Below are 17,604 nucleotides of genomic sequence, written 5' to 3'. Positions count from 1 at the left end.
TCATACTCGGTTCATCTTCCCCTTCTTGTTTATACCTGCTCAAACTCAGTTTTAATAGTTACTTTAGGTCTTCCAAGATGTTTGCCCTGTGCTTTAGCTGCAGCTATCCCTTCAGCTTGACGAGTCTTAATCTTGGTTCTCTCTTCTTCAGCAACCCACGATAATACCTGTAATACTAAGTCAGCTACAAAAGAGCCGATTGAGTCATTATATTTCCGTGTATCCAACAATGGCATATCCATTACAACAATATGTGCTTTGATGTTCTGTGTGATTTCTTTCCACTCGTTTAAAATCATCTCTTTGTTACGACCTAGCCTATCCAATGAATGTATGTATAACGTATCTCCTTTACGCAAACGTAATTTCAAAGCTTGGTATTGAGGTCTATCGAAGTCTTTCCCGCTTTGCTTATCGATATATATCACGCTCATCGATTCCAAGAGCATACATACTAACAAGTTGACGTGCTTCGTTTTGGTCTGTGCTGCTTACTCTAACGTATCCAAATTCTTTGTTGTCCATAATTAATTCCGCCTTGTTATTTGATACTCTAACCGTAACGCCTTTGTATCAAAAGCTCAATCACGGTTATGATACGTATCAAAAGTCAATCATATACCATATGAGACTCCCCGAACCCTTATACTACCGTTCCACAAAGCGCGTCTCAAAAAGTGTACCTTTTGAAACTCACAGCCTATCGAAAACAACATGACAAAGGCAGCGGTATCTGTCCTTTGATATCACTTATAAGGCTACACTTCTGCTATCGATATTATTATCAAACTTGAATAGGGTTTCACTGCACTTCTTATTACTTTACCATGCTAAATTACATTGATAATGTGAGTCGTATCGGAAATTCACCGATTGTCAGTTTGTGAATGAGAGTGGTTCTGTATCAAACCAAGACACCAACATACCCAATACCACAACTTGGCATGTATGCAACCATAAAAGACACCCAATTAATTTGGATGCCTTCTTATAACTATTTCACTTGTTCTTGTAGCATTTCTTTTAGCAATTCAAGAGCACTTTCTTCACTTGGATCATTTGTTCCAATTTCGCCACGAAAAGCTTTAGATAAAATAGAATTTTTTAATTGGTCTAATTTCTCCTCAAGCAAAAGCAAATTTCCTGTTGTTTCTTCCATATCTAATAATTTTTTTACCATATTAATTATAACCTGTCTTTCTCTGTATGGAGCAATTGGTAATCTAATATTTTTAATATCCTCTAAACTTAAGACTGGTCTTCCAATTCCATATGCTCTGTTTTCTAGTTCACCTCCACCTCCACAGGTCGATAATAAGCTTAAGTGAACATATTTAGCCATGCTTTTATCTATTAACTTAGTAAGTGCAACTGATTGACTTACATAAGCTTCTGGAATTATTTCTTCAACGATAGCACATTTCCCGACATTTGCTCCTGTAATAGTTGTTAGTAAATCAAAAGGTTCTACTAGGCTTCGTTTACCTTCTACCTTCTCTGGAAGTAGTACATACGCAACATTTGCTAAATTTAATTTATTTTTATTAATATCTTGGGTTCTAATAAAATATGAACCGTGATTAGCATAGTATTTAGACCAATCTCTAGAACCACTCGTTACATAGTAAGATAGTTCACCTAATCTAACCCATTTCCATCCTCTAGGTAAATTAAAAGGTTCATCATCTTCATTAACAGACTTAACATTCAAAGTATTAGATTTAATCGGACTTGATTCTTTATCGGCCCTTAACCTATCTAAATGTTCTTGTACCTCAAAAATATCAATATCAGCATTTTCTTCTCTCCACTTTCTAGTTAAATCCCCACGAAATGCCTTATCCAAAATAGCTACTCGACGAAGTTCAAACGTTTCCTTCGCTTCTTTAATCAACTGCTTTGCTTCATCAATTTTACTTAAAAGCCGCCCTACTTTGTCAGCAATCCGTTTTTGTTCATAGAGGGGCGGGAGGGGAAAGGGTAGGCTATCTAAATGTTCTCTTTTAATATTGTTTATGTTACTACCTTTTGCCAAGTTAGAAATCATATTTCTATAGTTTGAAGTTTGATAAAACAAACTAAAATACCCATTATCCATCTTTTTGCTAGGACGAATAGTAGTTAAAAACGCTCCGAAACTTTCCCCTACGAAGTCACTTGAAACTGATGCAGCTTTCCCAATCACTTTACTACTTCCTGTTGAGGATACAATTACAACATCACCTATTTTTAACTTCTTTTCTTCTTTTACTAACTCTTTAGGGACATATACATTATCATCCTGGTTTAACAACTTACCATCTTGAATGTTTCCACCTCTTAAAATAAGTGAATTATTTACATTTTTTAGACTTTCAACCTGATGCTTTTTATAAGAGACCCCTCTTAAGGTTTTAGTAACTGCTCCTGCAATACTCCATATCCAATTCTCAGGAACTTCATATGGCTGTTCAGCCTCCCCCACCAAAGCTTCTTCTAATAACTCCTCAATGGACTTCATTTTCCTAATCACTGTTTGACCACCTCATCCTCTTCAACAGCACGTAACTCCTCAACCACTTCATTTAATAAATTCATTGCCTGCTGAAGTTTCGCAATTGCTTCTTCTGCTGATTCAATTGGATCTGGTAAGTTGTCATAGGAAGATAATGATTCATCTGCAATCAATCCAATATCTAAACTATCATCTTTTTTTGCAATTTCTTCTCGTGTAAACTTGTTCCATCGTTCATCTTCCACTTTTGAACGGTCTTCTGCTACATATGCTTTCATGAAGTTTTCAAAATGTGCCATTGTTAGCTGATTCCGTTTTCCGAATGACGTCATATTGGTGCGGAGATCATATACCCAAACATCCTTTGTATTATCTTGGTCTGTTGTTCCTCTTGTGAAAAATAAGACGTTTGTTTTCACACCTTGGGCATAGAAAATCCCCGTTGGTAAGCGTAAGATTGTATGCAGATTGCATTTATTCATTAAATCACGTCGAATCTGTGCACCAACCCCGCTTTCAAACAAGACATTATCAGGTAATACAACTGCTGCCCGTGCATGACCATCGTCTTTTAAAGCGTTATAAATTAACTGTAGAAAATTCAGCTGTTTATTGGAAGTTGCAAACGTCAGGTCATCACGGGAGACACTCTCTCCACCTTTTTTCGTCCCAAATGGTGGATTGGTTAAAATGACATCAAAGTTTTTCATCCATTTTCCATTACTAGATAACGAATCCCCTTGTTCCAGTCGCCCTTCGATATCATGAAGTAATGCATTCATTAAAGCAAGACGATGAGTCCCTGTGACGAGTTCCATTCCAGTAAACGCTTCTTTCTTTTGGAAAACGCCCAGTTGTGGATCTAAATCATAATAGTTATCTGTCTTATTTTTCAAATACTGGTCTGCCGCAATCATAAAACCAAATGTACCAGCTGCAGGGTCATTACATCTTTCTCCAGGTTTAGGGTCAATCAGTTGTACCATTACATCAATTAATACACGCGGTGTAAAGTATTGACCAGCACCTGATTTTGTTTCGCTTGCGTTTTTTTCTAACAAGCCTTCATATAAATTACCTAAACCTTCTTCTTTTGCGTTGTACCAATCAAGGCCATCAATGCTCTTCAGAATTTTCTCTAGGTTCTTGGGTTCAGTAATACTAGTAGCAGCATCACTGTAGATTAGACGCAGCCGCTCATTTTCACTGCTTCCTAATTCAAGTAACAATCGCTGATAAAATGTTTTGAGTTCTACCCCTTCTTTTTCTAGCAAATCATCCCATCTATATCCTTCGGGTATTACATTTTCTGTTTGCTGTTCTTTCATCATTTTTAAAAATAAAATATAGGTTAACTCCGTGACATATTGTTGATATGTAATACCATCATCACGAAGCACATTGCATAAATTCCATAATTTTTGAACGATTTCTTGGTTATTCATCTTTTTTCCTCCTGAAAAGCTTCTAATCTATTAAATCACATTTGATGATTTTTAGTTGAAAGCGAACCTTTTCATTATAACCCAAAAAAGTGCCTCAATGAAGAGGCACCGTCGTTAGCTGATATAAAGGTTCTCATTGATCGTATTCACAATTTGATCAATTTCATCACCGAACTCACGTTTCAGTAATTTGTAGCCACCAGACGTTCTAAAAGGTTCTTCCGAGAATGCCTCTTCTGCGGTAGGCGCAAGAACAGGCACTTGAAGTAATTGCTTTTCTATTCTCTCTAACCACTTCTTTTGCCTTGGCGTCCAATCATGCAGTGAATACACTTTGTGCATTGCCTGTTTAATACGTGCTTCATGGTCAACGAGTGCTTCACCTAATGCGGCTTGGCGAATAAAACTAATAATATCTGCTGCAATGTCCTCATTTTTTGTCTGTTTCCAAGCAGTTTGTAAATGAGATTGCTTAAAGCCTTTTGTTTCTAAAATTGTCATAAGTTCTCGCAAATCTTGTCTCGTTAGATCTTTTGGTCGTGTACAGATCAGATGCAAAGCGGGAATTTCATTGATATTTTCTTTGATAAATCGAACAAAACCATCCAGATAATCTTCTGGTCGCTTGTTCCCTTCACCATACCCACGAATGACGTCTGTTACTTCATCTTCCTTATCAGATATATAGCGTTTTTCACGTGTTACTTGGTACGTTTCCATGTATTCAAATAGGATATTGTGCTGTGTGGCTTCTTGTGGTGAGTATGTTTGAATTTCTTTCACCCATTCATCCACATGTTTTCCATTTGATAATTCTTCAAACTTTCCCATGCCTTCTTCGTCAAATCTTTGTTTGCGACGTTGGATTTTTGCTACTAATTGATCACGATAAAACGAAGCTTCCTCATCAGTCGTTGCATTTACAAGAGAATCATACAACTCACCGATACGAAAGTTTTGTTTCTTCACAACTGGTTTCATTTCTGTATAATGTTGCAACTTGTCATATATACCAACAGCGTCGTAGATGTTAAAGTGTGTTTTCCCAATCTCTGGGCAAAGACGAGTCGCACGGCCAAGCATTTGATCATAGAGAATACGAGATTGTATTCTTCTTAAAAACACCAAATTTGTGATCGGCGGCACGTCAATACCTGTTGTAAGTAAATCAACTGTAACAACGACATTAGGTAGTCGCTCATTTTTAAACCGTGTAATGGCATCTAATGGCTTGTAGATATATCCAGTAATTTTCATAATGGCATCATCTTCAATGTCATCGCCACGTTCTTTAAAGGCTTCTTTTAACAAGCGAACAACAAGATCTGCGTGTTGATCAGTAGCTGCAAAGATGAGCGTTTTTTCTTTACCTGCAGGGTCAATATAATCAACTAATTTATTTAAAACTGCACGGTTAAACGGTTCTGTAATGACTTTTTTATTAAACTGCTCCACTTCAAAGTGCACAGTATCTTCTAACTTTTCTAGTTGAATCTCCCCTTTATCAACATCATACACTTCTACTTCCTCATCTTTTTCAAAGGTAATGCCCACTTGTGAAAGTTCTGTTTTAAACAAATAAGGAGGCTCGTGGTCCACTAGATATCCATCCAACACTGCTTCGCTATATGAATATTTAAAAATTGGCATACCGAAAATGTCTGTTGTATGTAGTGCAGGGGTTGCGGTAAGTCCTAAACATGCCGCATCAAAATAATCGATAACGCGCCGATATTGACTAATATAATCATTCTGATCACGGAATTCTAATTCTTCCTCTGTCATTTCTCTATCACTTGTATAGCCTCGGTGCGCCTCATCTACAATGATGAAATCATATTGCCCGACGCTTGGAAGCTTTTCGCTATCGTTATAAAAAAGTCTGCTAACCATTCCCTGCACGGTTGCAATCTGCACCTTCGTTTCAACTTCCGGTGTGAGATCTCCTAATGACTTCACATCATATATATCAGCAAACGAGTAACCTTCAATTTTCGTATCTTTCAGTGAATCCTCTGTTTGTTTACCGAGTGAATTACGGTCGACAAGAAAAAGAATGCGGCGACACTTTTTAGACTTAATTAAGCGATACATAAGCGCAATAGCGGTACGAGTTTTCCCAGTTCCTGTAGCCATTGCAATAAGCATTCTTCTGTTTCCTTCTTTTAACGACTTTTCTGTAGCCAGAACCGCATTCTGCTGATAGTGACGCAATCCAAACTTCGTTATATCCTCTTCTTCTAGACGCTTATCCGCATCCTTATCATCTTGGCTAAGAAGAAGCTGTAAATCTTCAGGTGAATGCCATCCTTCAAGTGGACGTGCATGTTCAAATGGTTTACGTGAATCCCAGAACCAAATGCCCGATTCCTCTTGGAGCTGTCTTAAATAAGGTCGGCCATTTGTTGCATATAAAAATGGGACTTGATAATCACCAGTTGTTTGTGTAATTTGTTCTTCTTCTACTTGCACCACATTTTTCGCGTACACTTTTGTTTGACTATCTAATGCCCCAGGAATCGTTTTCTTTTCTGCTTTTGCTTCAATGAAACCAACAAGCTTGAGTCCAATAAATAATGCATAATCAACCCAGCCGCCATCGACCTTCCACTCAGCAATGGCCATATGTTTGTTTTTCTTTGGTAGCGTCCTGTTTTTTTTATAGTTTAGTAAGTTCGTGTCTACTTCCCATCCAGCAGCACGTAACTTCTGATCAATGATGATACGTGTTTCATCTTCAGTCAGTTGCTGCCTGCGCATAAAGTTTTTGGACGCTTTTCTACGTTTCATTTTCTCATCTGTTTGCTCTAATTCAGCTTGATGGCGAATTGCCTCTAATTCCTCTTCAAGCTGCCTCACTTTCACTTCATACTCTTGTTGAAGCTGTCGTGTATCTATTCCTGTTTGTATATTTGGCTCTATATACTCTGGAGCTTGAAAATTCCAATCACCGTATACCTCCATAAACCAAGTCGACAAACGAAAAGCCAAATGCAATAAAGATTTCGCTTCTTCTGTTTTTTGATAAACTGCTTCATGCATAGCCACATTCCCTTTGCGACGAAGCGTTTCAACGATATCTATTAATTCTGGTTCAAGTATTCCTTCTCGACGTAATATATTGATGCGCTCTACTTGTTTTGTCCCATATGCTTCCTTAATATTTTCAGCGGCTAGAATAAATTTTGTTAATGTTTCGGCAAATAACCGTAGTTTCATTACTGTTGTATGTGGATCATGATATACATTTTTTTCAGCTGTTTCTCCTAAATTGGAAAGTACTGCCCACTTCCCTTGAAAAAATGAAAAATTGCTATTCATCATTATCACCGTTTCCCAAAAGGTTTTATATGTTTATTATACTATATTTATACAAAAATTAGGTAGTCTTAATCCACAACTGACAAAGTTAAGTTAATTGGCGTTTGTTTAACAAATTTCATATCATTCTTTTTGTGCTTTTAATCTTTTTATCGGCAAGAACAATATTGTTTCGAATAGCCAGCAACATTTGCCGAGAGAAAAAACGATCTCTTATAGTAAGTCTTCAAAACTTTATCCACTTTCACTAGCTCTCTCTACTAATACTCTATAATCAGAGAACAATAAAAACCCATGTTTTCATGGGTTTCTCATCAGTCCACTAATAAAAAGTCTGTCACAAGGCAAGCAGGTTCTCCGTTTTGATCTAGCCCCCAAAAGCTGGGGTACATTCCGTCACCGTAGCCTGTTGTAAACATAGCATCTTAAAATAGCTTATTATTTCTGTGCTCTTGGTTAATAACATTTTATTGATTAGTTACAAATATTTTTTGTTTATTTACTCTTCTTAGACTTTTTTGCTTTTTTATTTACTGAAGCATTGAAGTTTTTCTCTAAAAGATAGCTATAAAAAAGTTTTTCTAATAATTTATAGTTTTTGTTCGAACTTAAAATTTTTTGGGCATAATGTATACCAGTATACAAAAAAGCTCCGACAACCATTACTTGAATCCCGTGTATCAACCATAAACCTAGAACTTGATTAAACTCTTCTTCTTTTAGAGTTGGTTCTTCAACAGCAGTATTTATAATAAGAGTAAACCAACTCGCGATCATCGAAACTAGAATAGAAGGAATAGAAATTTTCAAAAATGTTGTTATAGAAGCTTCTCTTCTATCTTTATTTATTTCTTTTAGTTGAGGCAATATATATTTTTCAATTTGAGTTGTTGACAAATTATGTTTATTTAGTTTTTCGTTAAAAGCTTCATAAATAACATTTTTTCTTAACTCATCAAAAGTCTTAAACCCTGACAATTCAGAAAAATAAGTTAAACCTTTTATTATACAGTATATAGCTATAAATAATAGTAGCAAGAAAACAATCACAACTGCAATTAAGAATACTTTTCCATGTGAAAATTTATTAAAGAGGAAAATAAATAATATAAATACAATTAAACATGAGACTATTTTTAATATACATTCCACAAAAATTTTGTTCTTTTTTTGCGCCTTCACTTCCGATTCTTCTTTCACTTCATTTAAAAAAGGAGAATCTATTAATAAGTATTTCATTGTATTCACTTTTCTCACTTCTCGTTTAAGTTCAAATAACATATCATCTATATCAATCAAAATGTCATCACCTCTATTTCTATTACGAAAAAAACAAATAAAAGTTTCATCTAATTTAATATAAGAATGACTATCCTAGGGATAAAACAAATCTTTAAGAACTCATAGGAAAGATCAGAGCAATATTTAATAAATACTAGCAAAAAAGCCTGAAATCCTTTCATATCAAGGGTTTCAGGCTTTTAATTTAGTACGTCCCAGGAGAGATTCGAACTCCCGACCGACGGCTTAGAAGGCCGTTGCTCTATCCTGCTGAGCTACTGGGACATGTTGTTATGTATTGTGCTTTGGTGTATTACCTCAGCGACAAGATTTATTATATTACTATTGTTCTTTAAAGTCAACGGTTTTTCGAAAGTTTTTTCATAAGGGGCAAATGCTGCACCCTTATGAAATACCTTCCAATGTGACAGTGTTTTCGAGGTCTTGTATGGCAAGACCTTCGTCCGTGAAAAACTGTACGTTTGCTTCGCTTCCATCTAGTGTCAGTATAGCATAGCTGCGCTCTTTTCGCACTCTTGGCAAGTGCACGCTGCCTGGATTAATGAGCAGTTTTCCTCTTAGCAGTTCACTGCCTGGGATGTGCGAGTGGCCAAAGCAGATAATGTCTGCGCCCAGCTCTTCTGCACGGTAGTAGACTTGAAGTAAGGATTGTTTGATGCCATGCAGATGTCCGTGAGTGAGAAATAGTTTTCCGCCTCCATCAAGTGGGAGCAGGAGCTCTTCTTCAAAATCGCCCATAAAGTCACAATTTCCTTTGACGACTTTGTATCCTTCGAGTGCTGGGTGGTTCGTTTCGAGTTCTGAATCTCCGCAGTGAATCATCATGTCAACTTCAGCCGCATGCCGATTGGCAATGGTTTGAAGTTCGTCTGTGAGTCCATGACTGTCACTAATGATGAGTATCTTCATGGCTTCATTCCCCCTTATTCATTTGCGTCTAGCAGTGATGAAAGCTTTTGAAGCGCGACCGCCCGATGGCTGATCTTGTTTTTCTCCTCTGGTGATAACTCGGCCATCGTCTGGTCTTTGTCTTTGACGATGAAAATTGGGTCGTATCCGAAGCCGTTTTCGCCGATTGGTTTTTCTGCGATGAAGCCTTCTACTGATCCTTCTACCGTCTTTGTTTCTTTTCCCGGTATGCTGACAGCAAGGGCACATCTGAATCTGGCTGTGCGGTCTTCTTTTTCAATGCCTTGAAGTTCGCTCAGTACTTTTTCCACATTCTCCGCATCGTCTTTATGCTCACCAGCGTATCTCGCTGAATACACGCCAGGTTTTCCTCCCAGATAATCAATGGACAGACCGGAATCGTCTGCAATGACCATTTCACCTGCTTTGGCTTGAATCGCCTCGGCTTTGATGATGGCATTTTCTTCGAAGGTTTGTCCTGTTTCTTCAATTTCTTCAGTAAAGCCAATGTCTGCTAGTGTTTTGACCGTGAATCCTTTTGGCTCAAGAATGGCTTTGAATTCTTTCGCTTTGCCCGCATTGTGCGTTGCAATGATGGCTGTTTTCATCCTGATCAAACCCTTCTCTTTATTCGATGACTTCTCCTGTTACTGCTTTTTGCTTTTCGATTAATTCTTTGATGCCCTTTTCGGCTAAATCAAGCAGTCCGTTTAGCTGTTCTCTTGAGAATGTCGCTTCTTCGCCTGTTCCTTGAAGTTCAACAAAGCGTCCAGCGCCTGTCATGATGACATTCATATCTACTTCAGCAGAAGAATCTTCTTCATAGTTTAAATCTAACAGAAGTCCTTGCTGAGAATCAATTCCGACGGATATCGCCGCTAAATAATCAGTAATCGGGTTTTCTTTGATAACTCCTTCAGCTCGTAGCTTTTGAATCGCGAGTGTCATGGCAACAAAAGCACCTGTGATCGACGCTGTACGTGTGCCGCCGTCTGCTTGAATGACATCACAATCAATCCAAATGGTGCGTTCGCCAAGCTTTTCTAAGTCAACGACTGCACGGAGTGCTCGTCCAATTAAACGCTGAATCTCCATAGTACGTCCTGTGACTTTTCCTTTAGATGATTCTCTTATTGTTCTTTGTGCAGTTGCTCTTGGAAGCATGCTATATTCTGCTGTGATCCAGCCTTTTCCTTCTCCTCTTAAAAAAGGAGGTACACGGTCTTCGATCGATGCATTACAAATCACCTTCGTATTTCCCGCTGAGATTAAGACAGAGCCTTCTGGATGCGTGATGTAGCCTGCCTCTATTTCAATTTTTCTCAATTCGTCATATTGTCTTTCATCTAATCTCATGTTTTACCTCCGTTACGATATACATTCCTCGCGAGTGCCAGCGGGGTTCTCCTACTAACTTTGACAACCTCAGCTCGTTCTAATCGCTTGGAATAAAAAAGAGGCAGCGAATATGCATGCCTCTTTTTCTCCATTATATCAATGTGTGACGTTAAAAACTACCTGTATTCACTTGTTCTGGTCGTGAAACCGGCTTTGTGAGCTCTGCTCCTTTTTCGTTCACAAGCTCAGCCTTGCCGTTCACCTTGACAGATACGCTTTTGACGTCCGGCAGCTCGGTTAATGTGAGCACAATGCTATCAAGAACTTTTTGTGAAATGACCTTTTTCTTTTCATCTGCACTGCCAAAAATGGATTCGTTGAAATCAAGTGTCACATGGCCATCTTTTACTTTTGGTACATCATTCAGCTTCACATCCTGATCGAAGTCTGTAAGCAGATGGCTTTTTTTGCTTGGTCCAGAGACGAGCTCATCAATCGCTGCTGTAATCGGATCATCCTCGTCTTTTGGCGCTCTTGTGGTCACCGGAACATAGTACGTCTGTTCATCAGATTCAGCTAAATAGTACACCGTCACTGGCTTTGTCGCTGTCATATCAGCAGCAGCCTCGTGCTGGATATTAATACCGTCTTCTCTGCTTAAATCATCTGAGATAGGTGTACCGTTCACTGGCATTTCTTTTAGTTCATGTCCATTCATCTTCAATTTGACTTTGGCTATGGAATCAAACTGAGTTAACGTCCAAGTGACAGATTGCAAAATGCGCTGCTCGTCTTCTTTTTTATAGTTTTTAAATTCATTTGAAAAATCGACAACCGCCGTTCCGTCTTTAATATCGACAGATACCCTCGTGTCCGCTGGCAGCACTGCTCTGAAGCCATTCGGCATTAAGTTAGAAATAGGTCCCCCATCCACGAGATATTCAAGGGTTTGTTTGGCACTTCCTTCATTTTTCGGCAGCGGAATAGATTGAGATACGACATACCCGTTTTTATCAATTAAATATAATTCTCTCATCACCGTATCTGCCTGCTTCTCTTCTTTTCCTTCTTTGGCTGTTTGTTTATCTTCTTTATTTTCTTTCACATATGTGACGTTTTGTGGTGGATCAATCTCTGTTTTCGCTTGGTCTGTTTGAAACAATCCGCATCCTGACAAAAGCATGGCTGACGCGATACACGTAACAGCTGCTGTAGATCCTTTTTTCAGCATACTTCACCCTCCTCTAGTAGTTTGTACTACTATGTATACGAGCTCCCCCAGAGGATTAGACCCTTTTCATAAAAAAATAACCCACTTCAAATAGAAGGGGGTTATTGCTGATAGATGTGTTCAAGTGACACGGTTTCGACCTTCCCTGGCAGGTAGCCAAACCAGTCACGAGCGATGTTTTGAAAATTTTGCTGCTGCCCTGTTGTGTAAAATGTATGGACAGGTGCTTCTTTAGAGGTATTTAACAGCCCTTTATATGAAAGAATCGTACTTGCTTCTCTCGCTGTCTCATCCCCTGATGAAATGATGCTGACATCACTGCCCATAAAGCGCTGAATCGGCTCTTTTAAAATCGGATAGTGTGTGCAGCCAAGAATAAGAGTGTCAATTCCTGTTTCTTTCATCGGTTCAAGGGAATCTTTGACCACTGCCTCTGCTGTCTGATCTAAAAACGTACCGCTTTCCACAAATGGAACAAGGAGCGGACACGCCAGACTTTGAACCGTTAGACCTGCTTTTAGTGACAGCAGCGCTTCTTTGTATGCCTCGCTTTTGATCGTATTGATTGTGCCAATAACGCCAATATGCTGGTTGTTTGTCACCTTGATCGCTGTACGGGCGCCAGGCTGAATGACGCCAATGACCGGAATATCAAGCGTTGCTTTGATTTCATCCAGTGCGATCGCCGTTGCTGTGTTGCATGCAATGACGAGCATTTTAATATGGTGGTGTTTTAATAAGTAGTGCGCCATTTCCCACGTATATTGAAGAACTTCTTCTTCTTTCCGCGGGCCATATGGACATCGTTTTGTATCGCCTACATAAATGATTTTTTCTTTTGGCAGTTGTCTCATGATTTCCTTTGCAACGGTTAAACCGCCGACGCCGGAATCAATGACGCCGATTGGTTGATCCAACAAAATCGCCTCATTTTCTTTTCATTTGCTGCTGTAGTTTCGTTAAGGATTGGTTGAAAACGATGGCTTCTTCTTCTGAGAAAGCCTCTAGAAGTTCACTGACGTATTCTTGGCGTTTAGCAATCACTTCTTGAATGATCCGCTCGCCTTCAGGCAATAAATGAATGCGAACCACGCGGCGGTCAGATGGATCTTTCACCCGTTCGACAAGTTCACTTTTTTCCATTCTATCAATTAAATCAGTGGTTGTACTGCAAGCCAAGTACATCTTTTGTGACAGCTCGCCTATGGTCATATCTCCGAATTCATAAAGCCACTGAAGCCCAATGAATTGTGGAGGTGTAATCGTATATTGATTCAGGATTTCTCTGCCTTTTTGCTTAATAATTGCGGCAATGTGACGCAATGATTTTTCAATGTCTGCAACATGGCCTGATTCATTCGTTTCCATTTTATTGATACCTCACTATAGCATCTCACTTTGATTAAAACGTACATGTCTATTTTCCTCGTTTTTTAAAGAAAATGCAAGAAGAATGGAAACCATATAGAAATAACCGGTTCCTTCCCGATATGGAAGGAAAACCGGCTGACTTTAGAGCTCTAGCTCACCCATACGCAGAAGCTCGACTACAGCCTGTGAACGGCCTTTGACTCCTAGCTTTTGCATGGCATTCGAAATATGATTTCGAACAGTCTTTTCGCTAATAAAAAGCTCGCTTGCAATTTCTTTTGTTGTTTTATCTTGGACGAGCAATTCGAATACTTCTCTTTCTCTTTTGGTTAATAGCGGCTTGGATTGAAACTCTTTCTCCTTCAAGTATTGTAACCCTCCTTGCTAAGGTGAGAGCTCTAGTCTCTATAGAATGGGATTCTGTATAGTCGAGATATCATATGCCGGGTGCCTGAGGTAGGTGACGTTAAAATCAAGAAATCCCGCATATCAGCGTCCAATTTCTACGCTTTCCTCCACGCAAAAAAGGACGTGTCTCTTCCCCGAGACATCGTCCTTTTTTTGCGTGGTATTTAAAAGATTGAAATGGCGCCTGTTAACAATGCAATAAGGGTTGTAAAAAGGGCAGTTAACACGGTCCATAGCAGTGCATATTTTTGCAAATCACCAATATCTTTGTTCAGCATACTGACAAGCAGCAGTGTTGAAGCTACAAGCGGACTCAGTAAGTGGACAGGCTGCCCTATGATAGAGGCACGTGCAATTTCCACCGGATCAATCCCGTAAGCTGCGCCAGCTTCAGCCAAGATTGGCAGTACTCCGAAATAGTAAGCATCGTTTGAAAGCACAAATGTAAATGGCATACTCGTCAAAGCCACAATCAGCGGGAAAAATGAGCTGTAGGAATCCGGAATCATGTAAATGACCAAATTGGCAATGGACTCAACCATTTTTGTTCCAGAAAAGATCCCTGTGAAAATCCCTGCTGCAAATACAAGTGTGATAACCGTTAATGCGTTGCCTGCATGAGATAAAATTCGCTCGCGCTGATCTTCAACCTTTGGATAGTTGATCATCAGAGCGATGACAAATCCAATTAAGAAGAGTACAGGAATTGGTATGATATCCATGACGAGTGTGACCATGACAGCAACTGTAAGGAAGAAGTTAATCCAAATCAGATTCGGTCTCTTGATATCGGCTACTCCATCTTCAATTGACGCAGCCAATTCTGGAGAAATAGATACCTCTTCTTTGTGCTGAATTTCTGCAATCCCAATCCGTTTTCTTTCTTTTTTCCCAAGTACATAAGCAGTAAAAAGTATAAAAAGACCGCCTCCAACCATCGTTGGGAGTAATGGAATGAAAAATTCGCCTGCATCTAATCCAAGCGCTGCGATTGCACGAGTAGCCGGGCCGCCCCATGGCGTCATTCCGCTCATAATTCCTAATGATAATAATGAAATTGTTCCTAAAATTAATGGGTTCATCCCAATTCTTAAGAAAAGTGGCAGCATAGCTGATACGGTAATCATGTACGTTGTTGTTCCGTCACCATCTAATGCAACAAGCATAGACAAAATCGCTACCCCAAAAGCAATTTTGACAGGATCACCTTTTACAATACGTAGAATGAGTTTAATCAGAGGATCAAACAATCCAGCATCCAGCATGACACCGAAGAATAAAATCGCAAATAACAATAAAGCAGCTGATGGTGCAACAGTTTTCAGTCCATCAAGCATCATGTCCCCTAACCCTTTGTTAAAGCCGCCGATCAATGCAAATATGATAGGTACAACGGTTAGAGCCACCACCGGATGCATACGTTTTGTCATAATGAGAAATGTAAATGTCAAGACCATCAAGATCCCTAAAATAGCTAGCACTTTATATCCCTCCATCCTCTTCTTTACATGATCTGCAAGCGCCCCCTTGCACTTGCGATCTATATGTTAGCGCTTTCTATTTCAAGGATATAATAGCTTTTTTTATAATGAAAATATCGATTTTTTCGTATATTCAATAAATTTTTTTTATAATCAACCTTGCTGATTTCTTAAAAACTCAATGAACGCTTTCACAACAGACAAATGAAGTGAGTCTGGCTGGTACATGAGCCATGTATCTCTTAAAACAGGTTGTCCATCTTTATACGAAAGTCCTTTTACAAATAACTCATCACTTGGTCTGAGGCAAATTTCTGGGACAATGGCATAGCCTAAACCATGCTTCACCATCTCTTTTGATGTATCCTGACGGTCTGTCTCCATTGTCACAAGCGGAGGCATTGTGAATGTTTCCTGCCACCATCTGTTAATCAGCCGTTTCAATGAACTGTCTGTATGATAGTCAATGAGCGGCAGATTCGGGAGATGCTTTAGCTGGATTTCTGATTTTGAAATGATGCAAAGACGCTCTTTATCCAGCAAAAAACGCTCTCCATTCCAGTCATAATCGCCTCTTAAAATCCCTAAATGCACACTTGATGTTCCTAATAAATCCATTACCTTTGTGCTCCAGCCTGTGTTGACCATAAATTGAACATGTGGATACTGCTTAGAAAATTCTTTTAATATTTCTGGCAGTTTATACTGGGCAAAGTTACTTGAGACCCCTAACCGGATCGTTCCTTTGACCTTTTTTTGCATATTGAGCATGCCATCTTTCGTTTGCTGCAGCTGTTTGAGCATGTCATTTGCGTATTTAGCCAAGTATTCGCCCTCTGATGTAAATTCAATTCCTCGTTTTCTTTTAAAGAAAAGCTTCATATCAAACTCCTCTTCAAGCTGTTTCAATCGATAGCTTAAGGCAGGCTGAGAGACAAATAATTTTTCTGCCGCTTTTGTGATGTTCTTTTCTTCATAAAGCACCTTTAAAAACCGCCAATCTTTTTCATCCATTGTTTGTTCTCCTTTTTTACTAATTATAAAATATTTTTATTGATTTCTCTTAAAATAATGTATTTAACTTATTTCTTATTATACTTTACCATTTTGGTTAGATAAACAGTTCATTAAAAATTGAGGGTGAGAGTCATGAGAAAAGTTCCAATCACAATCATGCGAGGCGGTACAAGCAAAGGAGTATTCATTCACGCAAACAATGCACCATATGAACACGATGAGCTCGAGGCATTTCTATTAGACATTATGGGCAGCCCTGACCGGCTGCAGGTCGATGGAATCGGCGGCGGTAATTCTTTAACAAGCAAAGTGGCCATTATCGATAAAGCCACACGCCCGGATGTGGATGTGAACTATACATTTGCACAAGTCAGCATTAATGAGAGATTTGTCGACTTTAAAGGAAACTGCGGGAACATCTCATCAGCCGTTGGGCCGTATGCGATCATTAAAGGACTTGTTCAAGCGGTTGAGCCTATTACGACTGTACGTATCCTCAATACCAATACAAATAAAGTCATTACGGCAGAGGTCGAAGTCGAAAATGGAGAAGTAAAATTTGAAGGACAGGCAGAAATTCCAGGCGTAAAAGGAACCGGTTCTCCCATTTATTTATCCTTTGAGAAACCTGAAGGCGCTGTCACAGGTAAAACCTTTCCGACTGGAAACAAAATGGATACGATTCAAACAAAGTTTGGGGAGATTCCAATCTCGATCGTTGACATTGCAAATCCGATTGCCTTTATTCGTGCCAAAGATATTCAATTAAAAGGAACTGAATTGCCTGAAGAGTTTACAGACGAATTACTGGATGATTTAGAAGAAATTCGTTCCCTCGCTGCTGAAATGTGTCATTTTGCAACAAAAGAAATGGCCACATTACAGTCTCCAGCTGTTCCAAAGCTTGCGCTCATTAGTGAGCCTGCTGATTATGTAGATACAAATGGAATCTTGAGACGAGCAGAAGATATGGACATCATCGTTCGTATGCTATCGATGCAAAGACCGCACCAAGCACTTGCCATTACCGGCTCTGTCTGCGTGACAGCCAGCTGTTTCTTGGATGAAACGCTTCCTTCTCAGCTGTTTCAAGGTCAAAATGACACCCTTCGTATTGGGCATCCTGCTGGGATTATGCAAACGGAAATTGACATCTCTCAAAACAGAGTCAAAGTCATTCGAACTGCAAGAGAAATTCTAGACGGAGTTGTCTTTACAAAACAAGACTATGTGATTCAGCCCCATATTAAAAGAGAAGCTTAAAGCAGACGAGAATATCGTCTGCTT

At 39.1% G+C, this 17,604-nt stretch carries 15 protein-coding genes, 1 tRNA gene and 1 pseudogene; 1 reads left to right on the top strand and 16 read right to left on the bottom strand.

All coding sequences use genetic code 11. The annotated features are described in order from the left end of the window. Window positions 1-41 precede the first annotated feature (41 nt). From AWT60_RS08190 to AWT60_RS08115, 16 genes and pseudogenes are all read right to left on the bottom strand, one after another. Window positions 42-525, bottom strand: a pseudogene (locus tag AWT60_RS08190) (recombinase family protein); the annotation flags it as partial. A 469-nt stretch (window positions 526-994) separates the two neighbouring features. Further along, window positions 995-2,500 (bottom strand): restriction endonuclease subunit S, encoded by a 1,506-nt coding sequence (locus AWT60_RS08185; RefSeq protein WP_256928390.1) that lies wholly within the window; start codon window positions 2,498-2,500, stop codon window positions 995-997. An 8-nt stretch (window positions 2,501-2,508) separates the two neighbouring features. Next, window positions 2,509-3,939, bottom strand: a complete 1,431-nt coding sequence (locus AWT60_RS08180; RefSeq protein ID WP_144496281.1) for a class I SAM-dependent DNA methyltransferase — start codon at window positions 3,937-3,939, stop codon at window positions 2,509-2,511. Between the two features lie 114 nt (window positions 3,940-4,053). Continuing rightward, complete coding sequence (gene hsdR, locus AWT60_RS08175; RefSeq protein WP_218677144.1) at window positions 4,054-7,260, bottom strand: type I restriction-modification system endonuclease; 3,207 nt, start codon at window positions 7,258-7,260, stop codon at window positions 4,054-4,056. Between the two features lie 314 nt (window positions 7,261-7,574). Next, a complete protein-coding gene (locus tag AWT60_RS08170) occupies window positions 7,575-7,679 on the bottom strand; it encodes a DUF4241 domain-containing protein (protein ID WP_101676796.1) in 105 nt (34 codons plus the stop codon). 76 nt (window positions 7,680-7,755) lie between these two features. Beyond that, on the bottom strand, window positions 7,756-8,559 hold the full coding sequence (locus tag AWT60_RS08165) for a hypothetical protein (protein ID WP_218677113.1): 804 nt from the start codon (window positions 8,557-8,559) through the stop codon (window positions 7,756-7,758). Window positions 8,560-8,752: 193 nt separating this feature from the next. Continuing rightward, window positions 8,753-8,826, bottom strand: a tRNA-Arg gene (locus AWT60_RS08160). A 120-nt stretch (window positions 8,827-8,946) separates the two neighbouring features. Next, window positions 8,947-9,471, bottom strand: coding sequence for a YfcE family phosphodiesterase (locus tag AWT60_RS08155; protein ID WP_076840329.1), 525 nt, complete (start codon window positions 9,469-9,471; stop codon window positions 8,947-8,949). A gap of 14 nt (window positions 9,472-9,485) precedes the next feature. Further along, a complete protein-coding gene (locus AWT60_RS08150) occupies window positions 9,486-10,088 on the bottom strand; it encodes an XTP/dITP diphosphatase (RefSeq protein WP_162860205.1) in 603 nt (200 codons plus the stop codon). Between the two features lie 10 nt (window positions 10,089-10,098). Next, the gene (gene rph, locus AWT60_RS08145; RefSeq protein WP_024427165.1) at window positions 10,099-10,827 is read right to left on the bottom strand and encodes a ribonuclease PH; all 729 of its coding nucleotides are present in this window, start codon (window positions 10,825-10,827) and stop codon (window positions 10,099-10,101) included. A gap of 151 nt (window positions 10,828-10,978) precedes the next feature. Continuing rightward, window positions 10,979-12,040 carry a GerMN domain-containing protein gene (locus tag AWT60_RS08140; protein ID WP_041107157.1) on the bottom strand — a complete coding sequence of 354 codons (1,062 nt, stop codon included), beginning with the start codon at window positions 12,038-12,040 and terminating at the stop codon, window positions 10,979-10,981. Between the two features lie 101 nt (window positions 12,041-12,141). After that, entirely contained in the window at window positions 12,142-12,960 is an 819-nt protein-coding gene (gene racE, locus AWT60_RS08135) for a glutamate racemase (RefSeq protein ID WP_373272904.1), read from the bottom strand. Window positions 12,961-12,967: 7 nt separating this feature from the next. After that, entirely contained in the window at window positions 12,968-13,408 is a 441-nt protein-coding gene (locus tag AWT60_RS08130; RefSeq protein ID WP_076840325.1) for a MarR family winged helix-turn-helix transcriptional regulator, read from the bottom strand. Between the two features lie 144 nt (window positions 13,409-13,552). Continuing rightward, window positions 13,553-13,777 (bottom strand): spore germination transcription factor GerE, encoded by a 225-nt coding sequence (gerE, locus tag AWT60_RS08125; protein ID WP_003184172.1) that lies wholly within the window; start codon window positions 13,775-13,777, stop codon window positions 13,553-13,555. A gap of 206 nt (window positions 13,778-13,983) precedes the next feature. After that, a complete protein-coding gene (locus AWT60_RS08120) occupies window positions 13,984-15,300 on the bottom strand; it encodes a CitMHS family transporter (protein ID WP_041107161.1) in 1,317 nt (438 codons plus the stop codon). A 153-nt stretch (window positions 15,301-15,453) separates the two neighbouring features. After that, window positions 15,454-16,314 carry a LysR family transcriptional regulator gene (locus AWT60_RS08115; protein WP_218677112.1) on the bottom strand — a complete coding sequence of 287 codons (861 nt, stop codon included), beginning with the start codon at window positions 16,312-16,314 and terminating at the stop codon, window positions 15,454-15,456. Between the two features lie 135 nt (window positions 16,315-16,449). Between AWT60_RS08115 and AWT60_RS08110 the strand changes: the two genes are divergently transcribed. Beyond that, window positions 16,450-17,580, top strand: coding sequence for a 2-methylaconitate cis-trans isomerase PrpF family protein (locus AWT60_RS08110; protein ID WP_218677111.1), 1,131 nt, complete (start codon window positions 16,450-16,452; stop codon window positions 17,578-17,580). Window positions 17,581-17,604 lie beyond the last annotated feature (24 nt).

The sequence above is a fragment of the Bacillus sp. F2HM genome (genome assembly GCF_019266135.1).
Lineage (GTDB): Bacteria > Bacillota > Bacilli > Bacillales > Bacillaceae > Bacillus > Bacillus safensis.
Note: the sequence above shows the minus strand (reverse complement) of the source record. Positions and strands in the feature narration are given on the sequence as shown.

Coding starts and splice junctions, on each gene's coding strand:
- AWT60_RS08185 (WP_256928390.1), bottom strand. CDS start 2,500: ATGAAGTCCATTGAGGAGTTATTAGAAGAAGCTTTGGTGGGGGAGGCT.
- AWT60_RS08180 (WP_144496281.1), bottom strand. CDS start 3,939: ATGAATAACCAAGAAATCGTTCAAAAATTATGGAATTTATGCAATGTG.
- hsdR (WP_218677144.1), bottom strand. CDS start 7,260: ATGAATAGCAATTTTTCATTTTTTCAAGGGAAGTGGGCAGTACTTTCC.
- AWT60_RS08170 (WP_101676796.1), bottom strand. CDS start 7,679: ATGTTTACAACAGGCTACGGTGACGGAATGTACCCCAGCTTTTGGGGG.
- AWT60_RS08155 (WP_076840329.1), bottom strand. CDS start 9,471: ATGAAGATACTCATCATTAGTGACAGTCATGGACTCACAGACGAACTT.
- rph (WP_024427165.1), bottom strand. CDS start 10,827: ATGAGATTAGATGAAAGACAATATGACGAATTGAGAAAAATTGAAATA.
- AWT60_RS08140 (WP_041107157.1), bottom strand. CDS start 12,040: ATGCTGAAAAAAGGATCTACAGCAGCTGTTACGTGTATCGCGTCAGCC.
- AWT60_RS08130 (WP_076840325.1), bottom strand. CDS start 13,408: ATGGAAACGAATGAATCAGGCCATGTTGCAGACATTGAAAAATCATTG.
- AWT60_RS08115 (WP_218677112.1), bottom strand. CDS start 16,314: ATGGATGAAAAAGATTGGCGGTTTTTAAAGGTGCTTTATGAAGAAAAG.
- AWT60_RS08110 (WP_218677111.1), top strand. CDS start 16,450: ATGAGAAAAGTTCCAATCACAATCATGCGAGGCGGTACAAGCAAAGGA.